This window comes from Protofrankia sp. CiP1_Cm_nod1 (genome assembly GCF_920888515.1).
GTDB lineage: Bacteria > Actinomycetota > Actinomycetes > Frankiales > Frankiaceae > Protofrankia.
Window position 1 is genome coordinate 28,024 of record NZ_CAKKTM010000250.1, and the last position, 18,325, is coordinate 46,348.

The 18,325-nt window shown below is 72.3% G+C and carries 18 protein-coding genes and 1 riboswitch; of the genes, 17 read left to right on the forward strand and 1 reads right to left on the reverse strand.

Annotated features, from left to right (window positions below; all coding sequences use genetic code 11):
• Positions 1–478 precede the first annotated feature (478 nt).
• Genes NBX02_RS11430 through NBX02_RS23110 form a run of 6 tightly spaced genes read left to right on the forward strand, consistent with a single transcriptional unit; the run spans position 479 to position 5,004 of the window.
• Positions 479–811, forward strand: a complete 333-nt coding sequence (locus tag NBX02_RS11430) for an antibiotic biosynthesis monooxygenase family protein (protein ID WP_250291273.1) — start codon at positions 479–481, stop codon at positions 809–811.
• The gene (locus NBX02_RS11435) at positions 808–1,116 is read left to right on the forward strand and encodes an antibiotic biosynthesis monooxygenase family protein (RefSeq protein WP_250280685.1); all 309 of its coding nucleotides are present in this window, start codon (positions 808–810) and stop codon (positions 1,114–1,116) included. Before NBX02_RS11430 ends, NBX02_RS11435 begins: the two co-directional genes overlap by 4 nt.
• A gap of 3 nt (positions 1,117–1,119) precedes the next feature.
• The gene (locus NBX02_RS11440; RefSeq protein WP_250280687.1) at positions 1,120–1,575 is read left to right on the forward strand and encodes an anthrone oxygenase family protein; all 456 of its coding nucleotides are present in this window, start codon (positions 1,120–1,122) and stop codon (positions 1,573–1,575) included.
• 46 nt (positions 1,576–1,621) lie between these two features.
• Positions 1,622–2,596, forward strand: coding sequence for a TIGR01777 family oxidoreductase (locus NBX02_RS11445; RefSeq protein WP_250291275.1), 975 nt, complete (start codon positions 1,622–1,624; stop codon positions 2,594–2,596).
• Positions 2,593–4,269, forward strand: a complete 1,677-nt coding sequence (locus NBX02_RS11450; RefSeq protein ID WP_250291277.1) for an MFS transporter — start codon at positions 2,593–2,595, stop codon at positions 4,267–4,269. The genes NBX02_RS11445 and NBX02_RS11450 overlap by 4 nt, the downstream gene beginning before the upstream one ends.
• A 45-nt stretch (positions 4,270–4,314) precedes the next feature.
• Positions 4,315–5,004, forward strand: a complete 690-nt coding sequence (locus tag NBX02_RS23110; protein WP_445548376.1) for a globin — start codon at positions 4,315–4,317, stop codon at positions 5,002–5,004.
• Between the two features lie 60 nt (positions 5,005–5,064).
• Here the strand turns inward: NBX02_RS23110 and NBX02_RS11460 are convergent, their stop codons facing one another.
• On the reverse strand, positions 5,065–5,853 hold the full coding sequence (locus tag NBX02_RS11460) for a LuxR C-terminal-related transcriptional regulator (RefSeq protein WP_250280692.1): 789 nt from the start codon (positions 5,851–5,853) through the stop codon (positions 5,065–5,067).
• An 820-nt stretch (positions 5,854–6,673) separates the two neighbouring features.
• Between NBX02_RS11460 and NBX02_RS11465 the strand changes: the two genes are divergently transcribed.
• The 11 genes from NBX02_RS11465 to NBX02_RS11515 all read left to right on the forward strand — a co-directional run.
• Positions 6,674–7,339 carry a LuxR C-terminal-related transcriptional regulator gene (locus NBX02_RS11465; RefSeq protein ID WP_250280695.1) on the forward strand — a complete coding sequence of 222 codons (666 nt, stop codon included), beginning with the start codon at positions 6,674–6,676 and terminating at the stop codon, positions 7,337–7,339.
• 531 nt (positions 7,340–7,870) lie between these two features.
• Positions 7,871–8,239, forward strand: coding sequence for a TcmI family type II polyketide cyclase (locus tag NBX02_RS11470; protein WP_250291279.1), 369 nt, complete (start codon positions 7,871–7,873; stop codon positions 8,237–8,239).
• Positions 8,236–10,023 carry an acetyl-CoA carboxylase carboxyltransferase subunit alpha/beta gene (gene accA, locus NBX02_RS11475; protein WP_250291282.1) on the forward strand — a complete coding sequence of 596 codons (1,788 nt, stop codon included), beginning with the start codon at positions 8,236–8,238 and terminating at the stop codon, positions 10,021–10,023. The genes NBX02_RS11470 and accA overlap by 4 nt, the downstream gene beginning before the upstream one ends.
• On the forward strand, positions 10,020–10,523 hold the full coding sequence (locus NBX02_RS11480; protein WP_250280702.1) for a biotin/lipoyl-containing protein: 504 nt from the start codon (positions 10,020–10,022) through the stop codon (positions 10,521–10,523). Before accA ends, NBX02_RS11480 begins: the two co-directional genes overlap by 4 nt.
• A gap of 51 nt (positions 10,524–10,574) precedes the next feature.
• Positions 10,575–11,951, forward strand: a complete 1,377-nt coding sequence (locus NBX02_RS11485; RefSeq protein ID WP_250291284.1) for an ATP-binding protein — start codon at positions 10,575–10,577, stop codon at positions 11,949–11,951.
• Between the two features lie 152 nt (positions 11,952–12,103).
• The gene (locus NBX02_RS11490) at positions 12,104–12,370 is read left to right on the forward strand and encodes an acyl carrier protein (protein ID WP_250280705.1); all 267 of its coding nucleotides are present in this window, start codon (positions 12,104–12,106) and stop codon (positions 12,368–12,370) included.
• 1 nt (position 12,371) lies between these two features.
• Positions 12,372–12,854, forward strand: a complete 483-nt coding sequence (locus NBX02_RS11495) for an SRPBCC family protein (RefSeq protein ID WP_250280707.1) — start codon at positions 12,372–12,374, stop codon at positions 12,852–12,854.
• 37 nt (positions 12,855–12,891) lie between these two features.
• A complete protein-coding gene (locus tag NBX02_RS11500; RefSeq protein ID WP_250280709.1) occupies positions 12,892–13,347 on the forward strand; it encodes a cupin domain-containing protein in 456 nt (151 codons plus the stop codon).
• Entirely contained in the window at positions 13,344–14,645 is a 1,302-nt protein-coding gene (locus NBX02_RS11505) for a beta-ketoacyl-[acyl-carrier-protein] synthase family protein (protein WP_250280711.1), read from the forward strand. The genes NBX02_RS11500 and NBX02_RS11505 overlap by 4 nt, the downstream gene beginning before the upstream one ends.
• Positions 14,642–15,913, forward strand: coding sequence for a beta-ketoacyl synthase N-terminal-like domain-containing protein (locus tag NBX02_RS11510; RefSeq protein ID WP_250280713.1), 1,272 nt, complete (start codon positions 14,642–14,644; stop codon positions 15,911–15,913). Before NBX02_RS11505 ends, NBX02_RS11510 begins: the two co-directional genes overlap by 4 nt.
• Before the next feature lie 213 nt (positions 15,914–16,126).
• Positions 16,127–16,252: riboswitch (cobalamin riboswitch) on the forward strand.
• 103 nt (positions 16,253–16,355) lie between these two features.
• The coding region (locus NBX02_RS11515; protein WP_250291287.1) for a VWA domain-containing protein at positions 16,356–18,325 on the forward strand (1,970 nt) is incomplete at its 3' end.

Below are 18,325 nucleotides of genomic sequence, written 5' to 3' on the forward strand. Positions count from 1 at the left end.
GATGGGATGGTTCGTCCGCGTTCACGGGCGGTTCGGCGGGCCCGCTGCCGCGCTGGTGGCGACCTGCGGCCTACGACTTTCGTCGTAGGCGTTTCGTCGTAAGCGGGTGGTACCAGCAGGCTGGTGGTGCCGTGCCGCGTCCCGGAATCCCAGGTCAGCAGGACTTCGGGCGGAAAGGCCGCGGGCTGGGAAACAGCACGTCTCCGTCCCAGGATGGATGTCGAAAAGCCAGACCTGAGCCGGAAGACGCCGCCGCCGGCCGCCCGTAGCGTGGAACACGTCCCAGTGGGAGCCGTGGGCCACAAGTGCGCACCGCGGACGTTTTCAGCTTCAGCTGTACGGCCGTGCATCCCTGACCCGGCATCATCCGGGCGCGAAAACACGCCCGCGGGTCAGGGCCGCGCCGTTTCGTCGACGTCTTCGTCGACGTCACCGACGGCTGAACTCCGAGGGACCGGTGTCGCCGAAGGGGGCGGGGATGACAGGCATGATCAGGGCGGAGTTACGGATGCGGGTGCGTCCGGGCTGCGAGGACGCGTTCGAGCGGGCCTGGCGCGAAGCGGCCGAGGAAATCGCGCAGGTTGCGGGAAACCTCGGCCAGGCGCTCATCCGCGATCTCACCGATCCGCGTACGTACGTCATCACCAGCGACTGGGCGGACCGGCAGCGCCTGGAGGCGTTCGGCGGCAGTGATTACCGCGAACGGCTCACCACCGCGCTGCGTGACTTGCGGGAGGACGCGCAGCGGCGCGTCTACGAGGTACGGGACGCGATAACCGGCCCGTGTCCGACGTCGACGGAGGACGCATGAGCATCAGAGTGATGTTGTACACGGAGGCTCCCGAGGGCGGCGAGCAGGAGTTCGAGGAGGCATACCGCCAGGTCGCGGTGCAGATGCGCGGCGTCGACGGGCACATCGCCGACGAGCTCCTGCGCGAGCCGGGGAGCAGTCGCTACCTGCTGTTAGCGGAATGGGAGGACGAGCGCCGTTTCACGGCCTGGGTCAGCGACCCCGCCCACACCGCGCGTACCGGGCCGCTCGTGCCGTATCTGGAGCGGACGTTCCAGCGCGCGGTGTACGAGGTCGCGGTGCGCCCGGCGGACCAGCGAGGGTGACCGGTGCTCGCAGGGACGATCGCGGTGGCGGTGGTGATCGGCGCGGGGCTGCTCGCCGGCGCGCTGCTCGCGGTGGAGAAAGCCGTCATACCGTATTTCGCCTCGCTGCCGGCGGGCCGGTACGTCCCCACCCTGACGTTTCTCGACGACAGGTTCGACCCGTTCATGCCCTGGCTGGCCAGGGTCAAGGCACTGGTCACGATCGCCGCGATCGTGACCGCGCACTCGACCGCCTCCCAGGTGCTCTTCGGCGCCGGGCTCCTCTGCACGGCAGGTGTAGGCATTGTTTCGGAAAGTATCAATGTCGCGTTGAACCGCCGGATCCGCTCCTGGGATCCCGGCCATCCGCCGCCGAACTGGGAGGCGGTACGGCGGCGCTGGGCGTGGGGCAACCGGCTGCGCCTCGCCCTGGCAATAGCCGGGCTCGCCCTGGACTGCGCTGCCGCGACGGCCCTGTGAGTGGCGGACGCGACTGGCGGTGTCATGAGAGGGAGAAGGAAAAGCAATGATCATTGCGGTGACGGGTACCTCCGGGCGTCTTGGTAACGATCTCGTGCCGCTGCTGCGCGCGTCCGGGCACGACGTCGTACGCCTGGTCCGTCGGGAGCCGGCCGCTCCCGACGAGGCACGCTGGGACCCCGCGACCGGCTCGGTCGACCCCGCGGCCCTGGAACGGGCCGAGGCCGTGGTGCACCTCGCCGCCGAGAACATCCTCGGCCGCTGGGAGGATCCGCAGGTACGCCACCGCATCCGGTCGTCCCGGGTGGATGTGACACGGCGTCTCGCCGAACAGCTGGCCACCGGCCGGTACGCCCCGCGCACCCTGGTGAACGCGGCGGCGATCGGCTACTACGGCCTCGGGCACACCGACGAGACGCTGACGGAGAACAGCCCACCGGGGCAGGGCTTCCTCGCGGAACTCGGACGTGACAGAGAGGCCGCCGCGATGGTCGCCGCCGACGGCGGCCTGCGCGTGGTCAACCTGCGCGTCGGCGTGGTCCAGGCCCCGGACCAGGGCATGCTCCGCTTCCTCCTGCCGCGGTTCCGGCGCGGCCTGGGCGGGCGCGTCGGCCGCGGCCGCCGATACCTGGCGTGGGTGACGAGGCTGGACACGGCCCGGGCATGCCAGCACGTCCTGGAGCATCCGGAGGTGTCCGGGCCGGTCAACGCCGTCGCGCCGAACCCGGTGACCAACGCCGAGTACACCCGCACCCTCGGCCGTGTCCTGGGCCGGCCGGCTGTGCTGGCCGTGCCGCCGTTCGTCCTGCGCAAGGCGCTCGGCTCCTTCGCGGAGGAAACCCTGCTGCGCAGCACCCGCGCGCTGCCGGCACGCCTGTCGGACACCGGGTTCACCTTCAGCTTCCCCGAGCTCGAGGCGGCGTTGCGCCATGTTCTCGCCCCATCCGCGGCCGGCGACGCCGGCCCGGCGCCGGCACGGACCGTGACACGGACGACGGCCGCATCCAGGAGCCGCTCATGACCGGCCTGGCCGATCCCACCGCCACCGGTCCCACCGCCACCGGTCCCGCCGCCAGTCCCACGGGCTCGGCGGCACCGGTGGCAGGCCATCCCCGCCGCTGGCCGGTCCTCGCGGTTCTCGTCCTGTCGGTCCTGCTCACCGTCCTCGACGGGACGATCATCAACGTGGCGCTGCGGGTCCTCGCCGATCCGGAGCAGGGGCTGGGCGCGACCCAGACCCAGCTCGAGTGGGCGATCAACTCCTTCACACTCGTCTTCGCCGCGCTGCTGTTCACCTGGGGCATCCTCGGTGACCGGATCGGGCACCGGCGCACGCTGGTGACAGGGATACTGATCTTCGGAGCGTCCTCCGTCGGCGCCGCGTACGCGGACACGCCAGCCCAGCTCATCCTGTGGCGGGTGGTGATGGGAATCGGCGCGGCCGCTCTGCCGCCGGCCACACTGGCGATCATCATGCATGTCTTCCCGCCGTCCCAGCGTCCCCAGGCGATCGGCATCTGGGCTGGTTCGAGCGGCCTTGCCGCGGTACTCGGGCCCATCGTCGGCGGCATCCTGCTCGGCCACTTCTGGTGGGGATCGATCTTTCTGATCAACATACCCGTCGTGCTCGTGGCGCTCGCGGGCACCGTGGCGCTGGTCCCCGAGTCCCGTGACCCCGCGCCCGGGCGGCTCGACCCGCTCGGGGTGGGGCTGTCGATCTCCGGCATCATGCTGCTGGTCTTCGGCATCGTCGAGGGCGGGCGGCTCGCGGACTGGACGCAGGGCCGGGTGCTCGGCCCGCTGCTGGGTGGCCTCGCGCTCCTGGTCGCGTTCGTCCGCTACGAACTGGCCATCGGCCATCCGGCGCTGGACGTCCGGCTCTTCCGTGACCGCCGGATGTCCGCGGCGGCCGTCGCCGTCGGGCTGGCCTTCTTCGCGATCTTCGGACTGACCTTCTTCATGGTCTTCTATCTCCAGAGCATCCGCGGGTACAGCCCGCTGGAGAGCGGACTGGCGCTGCTCCCGCTGGCCGTCGGCCTCGGGATGTTCTCGGCACGCTCCCCGAAGCTGGCCGAGCGGCGCGGCTACCGGCTGGTGGTCTCGGCTGGCCTGCTGCTCGCCTCGCTGTGTTTCTTCGGCTATGCGTTCCTGGACGCGGACTCGCCTGTCTGGGCGATACTGTTGATCTTCTTCCTGCAGGGCATCGGTATGGCACACGTGATGCCCCCGGCTACCGAGGCGGTGATGAGCCTGCTGCCGGCGAGCAGGGCGGGAGTGGCCTCGTCGATCACCAACGTGACCCGTAACCTCGGCGGAGCCCTGGGCATCGCCGTGCTCGGCTCGCTGCTCGCCGTCCGGTACCGGGACGGGCTGGAGCCGCACCTGGCCACTGTGCCCCCATCCGCCCGGGCGGATGCGACCGAGTCGGTGGAGGCCGCCCGTGTCATCGCGGCGTCGCTCGGACCATCCGGGAGGACGTTGTGGGCCGACGCGTCCGACGCCTTCGTCTCGGCGATGCACAGCACGGCGATCGGGTGCGGGCTCGCGGGGCTCCTCGGGGCGGCCGTGGTCGCGGTGGGGATGCCTGGCGCGCGGGAGTCGGCGACCATGCACCACCAGATCCCCCAGCCGGCCGCGCCGGGCCCCCAGCCGGCCGCTTCCCGCCCGGTGGGATCGCGGCCGTCGCAGTCGTAGCTGTCGAAACCATGGTCCAGTGACGTCGCGGCATCAGGAGAACCGGTGACATATCGTGGTGGTACGGGGACGTCCGAACAGGATTCCGCTGTCCGGGCGGCGCAGTCGGACGACCGGTCCCAGGAGTTCTGGCGGGCCCACTTCCTGCGGGAATCGACGCGTTCCCTGTCGTCCGCGGCGGCCCACCTTGCCGGCGGCGAGGCTGTCGAAGCGCTGTACCTGGCGCGTCAGGCACGCTTCTTCGTAGAGGCGATGCTGGCGCAGGCGGCCGCGGAGGCACGGGCGGCCGGGCACAGCTGGGATCGCGTCGGAGAGGTCCTCGGCCTGAGCGGGACAGCGGCTCGTGACGCGTACGCGGATGGCGCGGCGCGGGGATTCGTCGCCGAAGCGGGTGGCGTCGAGGTGCTGACCCGTATCGTCGACCGCTTCTACGGCAAGGTCGCGGCGGACGACGTACTCGGGCCGATGTACGGGGAGGACATCGCCGGCGCCGCCGAGCGGCTACGCGCCTTCCTGATCCAGTACTGGGGAGGCCCGCGTAGCTACTCCCCGCTGCGAGGACATCCGCGGCTGCAGATGCGCCACGCTCCCTTCCCGATCAATGCCCGGGCCCGGGAGTCATGGCTGCGCCTGATGGCGCAGGCCCTGACCGAGGAGGGCCTGCCCGCGCCGCTGGAACGCATGCTCTGGGAATACCTCGTGGACGGGGCACATGCCCTGACCAACACCGGGTGACGCGAGGGGCGGACGCCGGCTTCACCCGCGGGCAGGGCCGGGTGGGTGGCGGCGGCACTGTCAGGCGGGCTCGGGCGATCCGGTGATGCGGCCGCGATGGGCATAGATCGCAAGCTGGGTCCGGTCCCGCAGGTCCAGGCGTCGCAGGACCGCCGTCAGGTGGCTTTTCACGGTGGCCTCGGTGACGAACAGACGGGCAGCGATCTCCGCGTTGGACAGCCCGTCGGCGACCAGTTCCAGCACCTCGCGCTGCCGCTGGGTGAGGCGGATGTCCACACCCTTCATCGCGGTGCCGACCGTGGGAACGGGTGCGGAGGGTGCGGAGGGTACGGAGGGCGCGGTGTCGCCGCCCCCGGTCGGCCCGGTGGAGGACGGCCGCCCTGCCCAGCAGGCCGCGAGGTGGCTGGCGACGGTAGGCGCCAGGGTGATGTGACCGGCCGCGGTCGCGCGGATGGCGTCGAGAAGATCGGCAGGCGGGATGTTCTTGATCAGATAGCCGCGGACGCCGAGGCGCAGCGCCTCGGCCGCCAGGTCGTCGGAGCCTCGGCGGGCGGTGATGATGATGTGGGGGCGGCGATCCGGCAGGGCCGCGGACAGCTTGCGGATGAGCGGGAGGACGCCGGCTCCGTCCAGGTCGCGGTCGACCATGCAGATGTCGGGCTGGAACTCCTGCGCCGCCAGCAGGAGATCCGCGCTGTCCGCCACGTCCCGCACGACGGTGATGTCCGGTTCCCGGCTGAGAATCACCCGCATCCCCGTCCGTACCACGTCGCAGCTTTCGGCGAGAAGCACCCGTATCGTCCGGGTGGGCCGGGCTGTGGCATGTCCGGACACTCCGGGCTTGGACACCTGCGCCTCCTCCGGGGAATCCACAGACGACACGCACACGGCCCGGCCGGCGGCATCGACGGGTGGGCGGCCGTGGAAGAGCCCACCTTCAAGGTCTTCATGGACGGTGTACGGCATCATAACCCCTTCGACCGTCACGGGAACGATCTCGGCTACCCGGGGCCGCTTGTCCGGTGGGTCCGCGAGCATCCGGGTAGTTGAACAACCTGTATATCAACCCGGCGCCACGCACACACCATCGTCAGATAGATGATACCGCTCCGCCGGCGGCGGAAGATTTTCGTCCTTCTCCCGGATGGCTTCTCGCACCCGAGAATACCAGCCGCCCGACAATAACTGTCCGTGTACGGCGGCGGGCCGGGGCCCGGCGGCGGTGGGCCGCCGCCGAAGCCGCCGCGGCGCCGGATCCGGCCCGCGTCGATGTGATCCGGGCCGTGACCAGGAAGACCAAAGCCGGAATGATCATATATCTTTGACGTTACCGGGGGCCGGAGTCACCGGATCATCGGCTGGCAACACCGGAGATCGTCTTCGAAGTGGCCCACCTGGTGTTCCTTATCGCCGTTTGCCTTCCAGGAGGTGCGCCACCCGTGCCGTGATGAGACGTAACGCGGCCGGCACCGGAATCTGAGTCTGTCGTAACCGCGACAGACCTTTTCCTCGATCATGCCGGCACGGCAGGCTACGGCATGAGTCCAGAACAGGATACGCCGCCCTGCGTCGGCAGCTGAGGATGCGCCGGCAGGCAGCCGGTCGCCGTCCGGACGGGGGGAGCGGAATGGATGGACGCTCAGGGCCGGATATCGCGGCGGAGAATACGGTGCGCGGAGCGGGCGACGAGTCCACCCGCCCCGTACGGATTCTGCTGGTCAACGGCCATCCTGTCTTCCTGGCGGGGCTGCGTGCGCTGTTGGAGGCCACCGCGGTGGGCGAGGTGGTCGGTGATCTCACGAACGGCGCCGACATCATCCCCGCGGCTCGACGGCTGCGTCCGGATGTCGTCATCTTCGATTTCGACGACGACGACAACGATGTGCTGGCGCTGACCCAGCGCATCTCGCGGGAATGCCCGAGGACCGCCGTACTCGTCCTCACCGGACGGCATGACCAGCGGACCGTCGCGGCCGTGGTGCGGGCCGGTGCCCGCGGATGCGCCTTCAAGGCGGCGCGGCCGGAGGACCTCGCGCGCGCGGTGGAGGCGGTCAGCCACGGCGAGGTGATCTTCGGTGCCCATATCGCCGACAGCGTGTTACGCCACTTCGACGCCGCCGGGGCGGAGCAGCCTCCGTTCCCCGAGCTCACCGAGCGGGAGCGCGTGGTGCTCTGCCTCGTCGCGGACGGCTACTCCACGGCCGCCATCGCCGGTGAGCTGGCCCTCACCACGAAAACGGTGCGCAACTACCTGTCGAAGATTTTCGCGAAACTGGAAGTGCGGGACCGCGCCGAGGCCGCGGTCATTGCCCGGCGTGCCGGGCTCGGGGGCTGAACAGCCCGCGGAATGAACCCCGGGGAAATCTCCCGCAATCACCGCGGCTACCCGCTGCCGACAGCATATGCCGGCGGCTGTCCCCCGCTGGACAGTGAGGTACGTCACCATCTGGGATGCGTATTGTCGTCCAGCCGACTCCGCCACCGCCCGTCTCCACCTTTTGTCGAAACCGTGGCCCGGAAAATTCCCAGGCAGTTGGGACATCTGACTCATGACGCTGGGACAAATCATCGGGGACGATGAAACAGCCGCAAGGCGATGACAGCCGGACCACGTATTTCCAGGAGATCGCCGAACAACGACATCTGACCGGCAGGCATCCACCCCGCCGGTGCCCCCGAAAGCACCGGCCGGTGCTGTTCACCGGCGTTCCCGTTCGACGGCCCGACGTGAAATCCGCGGCAGCCCGGCCATCGCCGGACGGCGAGACGGTACCAGCCCTGGGCGGGTGCTGGTTCGCCCGCCGGTGGATTTCCCCGAAGCGGAACACCGCACAGCAGGACGTGGCACAGAGGTGAAGGCGGAACCATGCAAAGGACGTTGATCGTCGCAAGGATCACGCCGGGCGCGGAAGCCGAGGTCGCGCGTATATTCGCGGCCTCGGACCGTACCGGCCTGCCCCAGGTCGCCGGGGTGTCGCACAGATCCCTTTACAGCCTGGGTGACCTGTATGTCCATCTGCTCGAAACCGAGCATGAAAGCACCCGCGTGCTGGCCGACATCAGGAGCCAGGAGGAGTTCGGGCGGGTGACCGCGGAGCTGGCGCATTTCATCCAGCCCTATCTGCCCACCTGGCGGTCACCCCGGGACGCAGTGGCGCGCTGCTTCTACACCTATGAACCGGACGGCTCCCCGGCGAGACGGGTCGCGACCGGGCCTGCGCGGGCCGAGGCATGAGCCCGGCGGCCACCACCCCGGCCACCACCGAATGGGTGCGCTGCCGGGCCTGCTCCGCGCTCGTCTACGGGAAACGGTTCGCGCGCAACCTGTTCGTCTGCCCCGAATGCGGTGACCACGGGCGGGTCGGCGCACGCCAGCGGATCGGGCACCTGCTCGACCCGGACAGCTTCACCCCCCTCGAGCTCACCCCGACCGGCTACGATCCCCTCGATTTCTCCGACGGCAGACGGTACGAGGAGCGCTGGCACGAGGCGCGCCGCCGCACCGGCCTGCCCGAGGCGGTGCTGTGCGGCACGGGCCGCATCGGCGGGCGCGAGCTGGCCGTCGCCGTCATGGACTTCTCCTTCATGGGCGGCAGCCTCGGTTCCGCCGCCGGAGAAATGATCACCTTGACCGCGGAGCTGGCCCGGGAGCGCCGGCTGCCGTTCGTGGTCGTCACAACCTCGGGAGGCGCCCGCATGCAGGAGGGCGCCCTGTCCCTGATGCAGATGGCGAAGACGAGCATCGCGGTCGGCCAGCTGCGCCGCGACGGGCTGCTGACCGTCAGCGTCGTCACCGACCCGACCTACGGCGGGGTGGCGGCGTCCTTCGCCACGAACACCGACGTGGTCCTGGCCGAGGCCGGGGCCCGGCTCGGCTTCGCCGGCCCCCGGGTCGTCCGGCAGACCACCGGCGAGCGGCTGCCCGACGGCTTCCAGGGAAGCGCCTTCCTCGCCGCCCGGGGGCATGTCGACCTGGTCGTGCAACGCGCCGAGCTGCGCCCCTGCCTGAGCAGGCTGCTGGCGGTGGCCGCGCCCGGGCGCCGCCCGACGAAGACCAGGCCGGCCATCCGGGAGCCCCGGCCCCCGGCGCCGCGGCAGGAACATGATCCGGTCGCCGCGGGTGCGGCGGCGCGGGTACTGATCCGGGATCCGCGGCAGCTGCGCGACCGCGACCCGTGGGAGCGGGTACGCCTTGCCCGCGACCTCGGCCGCCCCACCACCCTCGACCTCGCCGCCCGGGTGTTCGACTCGTTCCTGGAGCTGCGGGGCGACCGGACGCACGGCGACAGCCCGGCGATCGTCGCCGGGCTGGCCGAGATCGGCGGTGTGCCGGTGGCGGTGGTCGGCCACCAGAAGGGGCACACCACCGCGGAACTGCTCAGCCGTGACTTCGGCCTGGCCAAGCCGGAGGGGTACCGCAAGGCGCTGCGCATCATGGAACTGGCCGAACGCCTCGGCCTGCCCGTCGTGACGCTGGTCGACACCCCCGGCGCGCACCCTGGGGTCGAGGCGGAGGAACGCGGCCAGGCCTCGGTGATCGCCAACGCCATCCAGCGGATGAGCGCGCTGCGGGTACCGGTGGTGTCGGTCGTCACCGGCGAGGGCGGCAGCGGGGGCGCGCTCGCCCTCGCCGTCGCCGACCAGGTGCTCATCGTCGAGAACGGCGTCTACACGGTCATCAGCCCCGAAGGATGCTCCGCGATCCTGTGGAACAACAGCGCCCGCGCCCCCGACGCGGCCCGCTCACTGGGCCTGGACCCGCGGACGCTGCTGCGGGCCGGCATCGTCGACGCGGTCGTGCCCGAACCACCCGGAGGCACACAGGCCGACCCCGGGACGGCCGCGGACACGCTGCGCGCGGCCGTACTCGAAGCCCTCCTCCCGCTGCTGGCCGTGCCGCCCGACGAGCTCGTGGCCCGGCGCGCGGCCCGCTTCCGCGGCTTCGGCGCGGAAGCGGTGGACGTACCGGCCCGCACCGGACGCCGGCAGGAGCAGGAATACGCGCAGGTGCCGGCATGACCCGCGACGAGGCCCCCGAGGTGGCGCCCGACGGGCGGATCGAGCTGCTGGCGGCGGTGCGGGAGCACGTCAGCCGCCTCACCCGCGACCTGCCCGGCCAGCCCAGCCGCCTGCGGCTGCGCTCCGGCGACGTCGTGCTGGAGGTGGAGTGGGCAGCCCCGCCGGCGGCCGGGCCGTTACCGGCAGGTGCGGCCGACAGCACCGGGATCCAGCCGGCGCGGCAGGCGAGCGACGCCGAGGCGTCCGGCACGCCGTCCGGGCCGGTCGTCACCGCACCCATGGTCGGGACCTTCTACCGGTCCCCCCAGCCGGGGGCGGAGCCGTTCGTGCAGGTCGGCGACCTGGTCGCACCGGGGGACACGGTCGGAATCCTGGAGGCGATGAAGCTGATGAACCCGGTGCGCGCCGAGGCCGCCGGCAAGGTCGACCGGATCGCCGTCGCCGACGGGGAGCCGGTGGAGTTCGGGCAGGTGCTCATCACGCTGGTGCCCGTCGGATGAGCGGGCTGGCCAGCGCTGCGGCCGGCGGCGCGACACATGGGGTGATGTGAGGTGTTCCGGAAGGTACTGATCGCGAACCGTGGGGAGATCGCGGTACGGGTGGCGCGGGCGTGCCGCGAGCTCAACCTCGCGGTCGTCGGCGTGCACTCCACCGCGGACGACGTCGAGGCGCTGCGCCGGCACGTGGACGAGACCGTCTGCATCGGGCCGGGCCCGGCCGGGCGCAGCTACCGCAACGCCGCGGCACTGGTGGAGGCGGCCCGCAGGACCGGCGCGGACGCCGTCCACCCCGGGTACGGGTTCCTGTCGGAGGACCCCGACTTCGCCGAGATCTGCGCCGCCAACGACCTGGTGTTCATCGGGGCGCCCGCGCAGGTCATGGCCTGCCTCGGTGACAAGAGCACGGCACGCACCCTGATGCGGGAGGCCGGGCTGCCGCTGCTGCCCGGCAGCCGCGAGGTACCCGGCGACGTCGACGAGGCGGCCCGGCTCGCCGCCACCGTCGGCTATCCCGTCATCATCAAGGCAGCCGCCGGCGGCGGGGGCAACGGGATGACCGTCGTGCGCGAGCCCGGTGGCTTCGCCCGCGCGTTCGCCGAGACCCGCGCCGTGGCGCGCGCGGTCTTCGGTGACGACCGGGTCTACGTCGAGCGCTATCTGGAACGGGCGCGGCATGTCGAGGTACAGGTCCTCGTCGACGAGCAGGGCACGGGGATCCACCTCGGCACCCGGGAGTGCTCCGTGCAGCGACGCCACCAGAAGCTGCTGGAGGAGGCGCCCGCCCCGGGGCTGGATCCGCAGCAGGCCGCCGCGATCGCGCGGGACGCCGTCCACGGCGCGCTCGCCACGGGCTTCCGCGGTGCCGGCACGGTCGAGTTCCTGGTGGACGCCGACGGCCGGCACTACTTCATGGAGATCAACTGCCGGATCCAGGTCGAGCACCCGGCCACCGAAATGGTCACCGGCTGTGACATCGTCCGGGAGCAGGTGCGCGTCGCGGCGGGCCTGCCCCTCGGTCTGACCCAGCAGGACGTGCAGATCCGCGGCACCGCCCTGGAGTGCCGGGTGAACGTGGAGGACCCCGCCAACGACTTCAGGCCGACCCCCGGCCGGATCGAGCGCTTCCTCCCGCCCGGCGGCCCGTTCACCCGGGTCGACACCCATGCCTGGCCGGGGTACGTCGTCGGGCCGCACTACGACTCGCTGCTGGCCAAGGTCATCGTCTGGGCGCCGCGGCGCGACGAGGCGATCGCGCGGGCCGACCGGGCACTGGCCGAGTTCGAGGTAGCCGGCCCGGGGGTGCGGACCACCATCCCGTTCCTGCGCCGCGTCCTCGCCGACGAGGAGTTCGCCAGCGGGCGTTACGCGACGTCCCTGGTCGACCGCCTGCTGGCCGGCACGCCACCGGAGCCGGGCAGGCGGCGCTGAGCCTCGGCCGGCCGGCCGGCCGAGGAAAGCCCGTCCGGCCCCTGGGCCTCCCTGGGCCAGATCGGTGAGCCGACAAACAGACGAACAGGAACTCGCGGAAAAAGAAACCGGCGGAAAGCCGGCGGGAAAAGAACAGAAAGGGAAGAAGGACTGTGAGCACGAACGAGACGATCACATCGGTCACACCGACGGAGATCGAGAACATCCTCGTCACGGAGACGGGAGTAGGCCCCGAGACGATCCGCGCCGGTGGTGGCACGACCCCCCTGGTCGACCTCGGCATCGACTCGCTCGCGGTGCTGCAGCTGCAGGGCGCGCTGGCCGACAGGTTCGGCGTGGAACTGCCCGAGGAGGCCGGTGGCTGGACCGTCACCCGCATCGTCGCCTTCGTCAACGGCGACCTCGCCGGGAGGCGCTGACGTGGCCGGGCACACGGAGAACACGATCGTCATCAGCGCGCCGTTCGACCTGGTCTGGGACATCACCAACGACCTGGAGCGCTGGCCGGCCCTGTTCACCGAATACGCCTCGGTCGAGGTACTGGAGCGGATCGGCACGACGGTGCGCTTCCGGCTGACGATGCACCCCGACGAGCAGGGACGGGTCTGGTCGTGGGTGAGCGAACGGACCCCGGACCGGCAGCGCCGGGAGGTCCACGCCCACCGGGTCGAACCCGGCCCGTTCGAGTACATGCGCATCCACTGGCGCTACGACAGCGACGGCGACGGCGACGGCGACGGCGACGGGGACGGGGACGGCGTCCGGATGACCTGGATTCAGGACTTCGCGATGCGGCCCGACGCGCCGGTCGACGACGCGGGCATGACGCAACGGATCAACACGAACTCCGCCATCCAGATGGACGTCATCCGGCGCCGGGTCGAAGCCCTGGCGGCGGTGTAACCGGCCGCCCGCACGGCGACGCGAGAAGGGAACACCCATGAGCAGCACCGGACCCAAGGTCCTGTCCATCCACGACGTGCCACCGAATACCCGCCGGGGCGGTGACATCCGGACCCTGCTGTCACCGGCCACCGTCGGCTCGACGTCAGGTTTCCTCGGGACGCTGGCCCTGCGGCCGGGGGAGGTCGTCACCGAGCACTGGCATCCGTACTCCGAGGAGTTCCTCTACTGCGTGACCGGGAACATCACCGCACGCCTCGACGGCCAGGACACCGCGCTGCCGGCCGAGCACGGCCTGCTGATCCCCCTGGGGACGCGCCACCGGCTGGTCAACACCGGCGACGAGACGGCGTTCCTCGTCTTCCACCTCAGCCCGCTGGCCCCACGGCCGGACCTCGGCCACGTCGACACCGAGCCCCTGCCCACCCTCGTGCCCGCGCCGGCCGGGGCGGGCGGCAGCGGGGACGGCGACCCACGGAAGGCACCAGCATGAGCACACATACGAGCACGAGCGCGGGCCCGAGAAGGACGGTGGTCACCGGCGTCGGCGTCATCGCCCCCGGCGGGACGGACAGCCGCGCGTTCTGGACCCTGCTGACCGAGGGCCGGACCGCGACCCGGCGGATCTCGTTCTTCGACCCGGCGCAGTTCCGGTCGCAGATCGCGGCCGAATGCGACTTCGACCCCGCCGCCGCCGGCCTGGACGCGCAGGAGATCCACCGCAACGACCGGTTCATCCAGTTAGCGCTCGCCGCGGCCGCGGAGGCGGTCACCGACAGCGGCCTGGACCTGCCGGCCGGCGCCCCCGACGGCGGATACGGCGTCGGGGTCAGCCTCGGCAGCGCCGTCGGCGCCACCACCCGCCTCGAGGACGAGTACGTCGCGGTCAGCAACAGCGGCCGTGACTGGCTGGTGGACCCGGCATACGCCTCGTCCTTCCTCTACCACGCCCTGGTGCCCAGCAGCCTCGCCGGCGAGGTGGCCCGCAGGTTCGGCGCGCGCGGCCCCGCCGCGGTGGTGTCGACGGGCTGCACCTCGGGGATCGACGCGATCGGCCGGGGCCACCAGCTCATCCAGGACGGCGCGGCCGACGTGGTCATCGCGGGTGCCACGGACGCGCCGATCTCACCGATCTCGATCGCCTGCTTCGACGCGATCCGGGCGACCTCAGCGCGCAACGACGACCCGGAGCACGCCTCCCGGCCGTTCGACGCCACCCGGGACGGGTTCGTGATGGGGGAAGGCGCCGCCGTGCTCGTCCTGGAGGAGTGGGAGCACGCCCGCCGCCGCGGCGCCCACGTCTACTGCGAGGTCACCGGCTACGCGTCCCGCTCCAACGCCTACCACATGACCGGGCTGCGACCGGACGGTGTGGAGATGGCCGAAGCGATCACCAGCGCGCTCCGGCAGGCCCGCACCCCGGCCACGGCGGTCAGCTACGTCAACGCCCACGGGTCGGGCACCAAGCAGAACGACCGGCACGAGACGGCCGCCTTCAAACGCTCCCTGGGATCGCACGCCTACCAGGTACCGGTCAGCTCGATCAAGTCCATGGTCGGCCACTCGCTCGGGGCCATCGGCGCGATCGAATGCGCCGCCTGCGCGCTGGCCATCGAGCACTCCGTGGTGCCGCCGACGGCCAACTGGGAGAACCGCGACCCCGACTGTGACCTGGACTACGTGCCCAAGACCGCCCGTGACCAGCGGATCGACGTGGCGCTGTCGGTCGGCAGCGGTTTCGGCGGCTTCCAGTCCGCGATCCTGCTCGAGCGCGCGACGGTGACCCGGTGAGCGCCCCGGGCCAGTCCGCGGTGATCACCGGTATCGGCGTCGTGGCACCGAGCGGCATCGGGGCCGAGGCGCACTGGTCGTCCACGCTGCGCGGCGAGGTCAAGGTCGCCCCGGTCACCCGCTTCGCCACCCCCACGCCCGCCGCCGTCCTGGCCGGTACCGCGGCGCCCGCCGCCGTCCTGGCCGGTGAGGTGGACGGCTTCCAGCCCGAGGATCATCTCGACCCCCGGCTGATCGTGCAGACCGACCGGTGGAGCTGGCTGGCCCTGACCGCCGCCGGCCTCGCCCTCGATGACGCCGGCTACCGGCCGTCCGATCACGATCCGTACGACACCGCGGCCATCCTGGCCAGCGGCTCCGGCGGCAACGAGTTCGGGCAGCGGGAAATCGGGCGGCTGTGGAGCCAGGGCCGCCGGGCGGTGGGGGCCTACCAGTCCATCGCCTGGTTCTACGCGGCCAGCACCGGGCAGATCTCGATCCTCCACGGGCTGAAAGGCCCCTCAGGAGTGATCGTCTCCGGTGAGGCCGGCGGCCTGGACTGCCTCGGCGAGGCCCGCCGGGCCATCCGGCGGGGGACCCGCGCCGTGGTGGCGGGCGCCACCGAGGCCGCGGTCGCACCGTATGCGATGACCTGCTACGCCACGAGCGGGATGCTGACCGCGGGCACCCGTCCCGAGGAGGGCTACCGGCCCTTCTCCCGGCATGCCGACGGGTACGCGCCGGGCGAGGGCGGCGCCCTGTTCGTGGTGGAGGACGCCGCGGCGGCGCACGAGCGCGGCCACCGCGGCTACGGACGGATCGCCGGCTACGCGGCCACCCACGACGCCCACCACGACCGGCGCCCGGCACCCGGGCCGGACCCCCTCGTGCAGGCGATGCGACGCGCGCTCGACGACGCCGGCCTGACCCCCGGCAACGTCGACGTCGTCTTCGCCGACGGCATGGGAACACGTGAGCACGACCTGCTGGAGGCACGCGCCCTGGGCGAGGTCTTCGGTGACCGCCTCGCCCACCTGCCGGTGACGGCCCCGCACAGCCTGGTCGGGCGCCTGTGCGCCGGGACGCCGGCGCTCAACGTGGCGACCGCGCTCCTGGCGATGCGGGACGGCGTGGTCCCTCCGGTGGGCAACCTGACCGATCCGGACCCGGCATACGGGCTGCACCTGATCACGGGAGAACCACGCGGAATGCCGACGAACGTCATCATGATCAACGCCCGCGGCTACGGAGGGTTCAACAGCTGCCTCATCCTCACCTCGACTCCGTGATCGACACCGCCGTGACCGACGTCGCGGGGGAGGCGACATCGCGACCGCGGTCAACCGGCCGCGGCGGTTCAGCTCCGACGGCCTCCCATCCCGCGGCCATCCCGTCCGACATGCGCGGCACGGGTGCCCGCGTGCTCCTGAAGCGAGTGCGGGCAGGGTGAAGGGGTCCGCGTGGTGGCGGGTTGTGCCATGCTGGGTGGGCGACGGCAGTGGAGGAAGCCGGTGGGAATCCGGCGCGGTCCCGCCACCGTAACCGGGGAGCGAACCCTCACCGTGTGTCACGGACGTGTAGGCGTCCGGAAGGCCGAGGGGGAGCGGTGATCCGGGAGCCGGGATACTTCGGCCGTCCGCACCGTTACCGAGGGCGAGGAAACCCGAGGGAGGACCGCGGCATGCCCGTTCACGCCCGTCAGCCGGTGCCCGGCGCACGGTCGGGAGCACGATGACGGCCTACCCGCTGTCCGCGGTGGTGGGTATGGACGACCTGCGGCTCGCTCTCGTCCTCAACGCCGTGTCACCGGCTATCGGCGGGGTACTCGTCCGGGGGGAGAAGGGCACCGCCAAGTCGACGGCGGTACGGGGGCTCACCGCCCTGCTCCCGCCCCTGGCGGTGGTGGCCGGCTGCCGGTTCGCCTGCGACCCGGCCGCCGGTGACGCCGACTGCCCGGACGGCCCGCATCCACCCGAGGCTCCCGCCGTGACCCGGGCGGCGCGGATGGTGGAGCTGCCGGTCGGCGCCTCGGAGGACCGGGTGACCGGGGCGATCGACCTCGACCGGGCGCTCACCGAAGGCGTCACGGCGCTGCGCCCCGGGCTGCTGGCCGCCGCCCACCGCGGCCTGCTCTACGTCGACGAGGTCAACCTCCTGCACGATCATCTTGTCGACCTGCTGCTGGACGCGGCCGCGCTCGGCGTCGCCCACGTCGAACGCGACGGGGTGTCGGTCCGCCACGCCGCCCGGTTCCTGCTGGTCGGGACGATGAACCCGGAGGAGGGTGAGCTGCGCCCGCAGCTGCTGGACCGGTTCGGGCTGACCGTCGAGGTCGCCGCCAGCCGGGACCCGCGGGTGCGGGCCGAAGTGGTGCGCCGCCGGCTGGCCTACGATGCCGGCCCGCGGGCCTTCGCCGCCGCCTGGGCGGAGCAGGACGCCGCCCTCGCCGCCCGGATCGCCGCCGCCCGCGACCGGCTGCCCGCCGTGGAGCTCTCCGAGACGGCGTTGCGCCAGGTCACCGCGGTCTGCGCCGCCTTCGACGTGGACGGGATGCGCGCGGACGTGGTCACCGCCCGCACCGCGATCGCGCTGGCCGCCTGGGAGGGCCGCGAGCGCGTCACCGCCGACGACATCCGCCGCGCCGCCCGCCTGGCCCTGCCACACCGGCGCCGCCGGGGCCCGTTCGACGCCCCCGGCCTGGACGAGGACACCCTCGCCGACGCTCTGGAACAGGCCCTGGAACAGACCGGGGAGCCACCCACGGACGACCCTGACGGACCGCCACCGGCCGGCGGCGGGGGCGGCGGAGGCAGTGGCGGCGGTGGCGGCGGTGGATCCGCCGGCGGCCACGGCAACGGCGGTGCCGCTACCGACAGTGACGAGAATACCGGTGCCGGGCCGCCGTTCACGTCGGCCGGCGACCTGCCGGCCCCGCGCCCGGCGGAATCGGAGCCCCTGCACCGGGCGGAAACGCAACAGACGGAGACGGACGCGGAACCGTGGCCCGCCGGCGGGCCGGCCACCGCGTCCGAGCACAGCCGGTACGAGCAGCCCGACCCGTCGCGCGGACGGGCGGACGCCGCTGGCAGCGCACACCCCGCCGGCCCGCCCGGCCCGGTGTTCCGCCCCCGCCGCCTGGAGATCCCCGATGTCGGTACCGGTCTCGGCGCCGCCGGGCGGCGCTCCCGGGCCCGTACCCGCCACGGCGCGGTGGTCACCGCCTCGCCGGAGGCCCCTGGCCTGCACCTGCCGGCGACCCTGCGGGCCGCCGCGCCCTGGCAGCAGGCCCGCGGACGCCACGGGCCGGGGCTGCTGCTGCGGCCGTCCGACCGGCGCGGCGCCGTCCGGGAGGGACGCGAGGGCAACCTGGTGCTGTTCGTGGTGGACGCCAGCGGCTCCATGGCCGCCCGCGCCCGGATGCGCACGGTCACCACCGCCGTGCTCTCCCTGCTCCTGGACGCCTACCAGCGCCGCGACCGGATCGGAATGATCACCTTCCGGGGTGCCGACGCCGAGGTCGTCCTGCCGCCGACGTCGAGTGTGGAGGTGGGCGCGGCCCGGCTGCGTTCCCTGCCGACCGGTGGGCGCACCCCGCTCGCCGCCGGGCTCACCCGCGCCGGGCAGGTGCTGGCCGCCGAACGCCGGCGTGACCCCGACCGGCGCGCGCTGCTGGTCGTCGTCACCGACGGCCGGTGCACCAC

Bases quoted from the DNA above. Each gene is read 5' to 3' on its own strand.
- NBX02_RS11505 (WP_250280711.1), top strand. From the start codon at position 13,344: ATGAGCACACATACGAGCACGAGCGCGGGCCCGAGAAGGACGGTGGTC.
- NBX02_RS11430 (WP_250291273.1), top strand. From the start codon at position 479: ATGACAGGCATGATCAGGGCGGAGTTACGGATGCGGGTGCGTCCGGGC.
- NBX02_RS11480 (WP_250280702.1), top strand. From the start codon at position 10,020: ATGACCCGCGACGAGGCCCCCGAGGTGGCGCCCGACGGGCGGATCGAG.
- accA (WP_250291282.1), top strand. From the start codon at position 8,236: ATGAGCCCGGCGGCCACCACCCCGGCCACCACCGAATGGGTGCGCTGC.
- NBX02_RS11435 (WP_250280685.1), top strand. From the start codon at position 808: ATGAGCATCAGAGTGATGTTGTACACGGAGGCTCCCGAGGGCGGCGAG.
- NBX02_RS11445 (WP_250291275.1), top strand. From the start codon at position 1,622: ATGATCATTGCGGTGACGGGTACCTCCGGGCGTCTTGGTAACGATCTC.
- NBX02_RS11470 (WP_250291279.1), top strand. From the start codon at position 7,871: ATGCAAAGGACGTTGATCGTCGCAAGGATCACGCCGGGCGCGGAAGCC.
- NBX02_RS11500 (WP_250280709.1), top strand. From the start codon at position 12,892: ATGAGCAGCACCGGACCCAAGGTCCTGTCCATCCACGACGTGCCACCG.
- NBX02_RS11450 (WP_250291277.1), top strand. From the start codon at position 2,593: ATGACCGGCCTGGCCGATCCCACCGCCACCGGTCCCACCGCCACCGGT.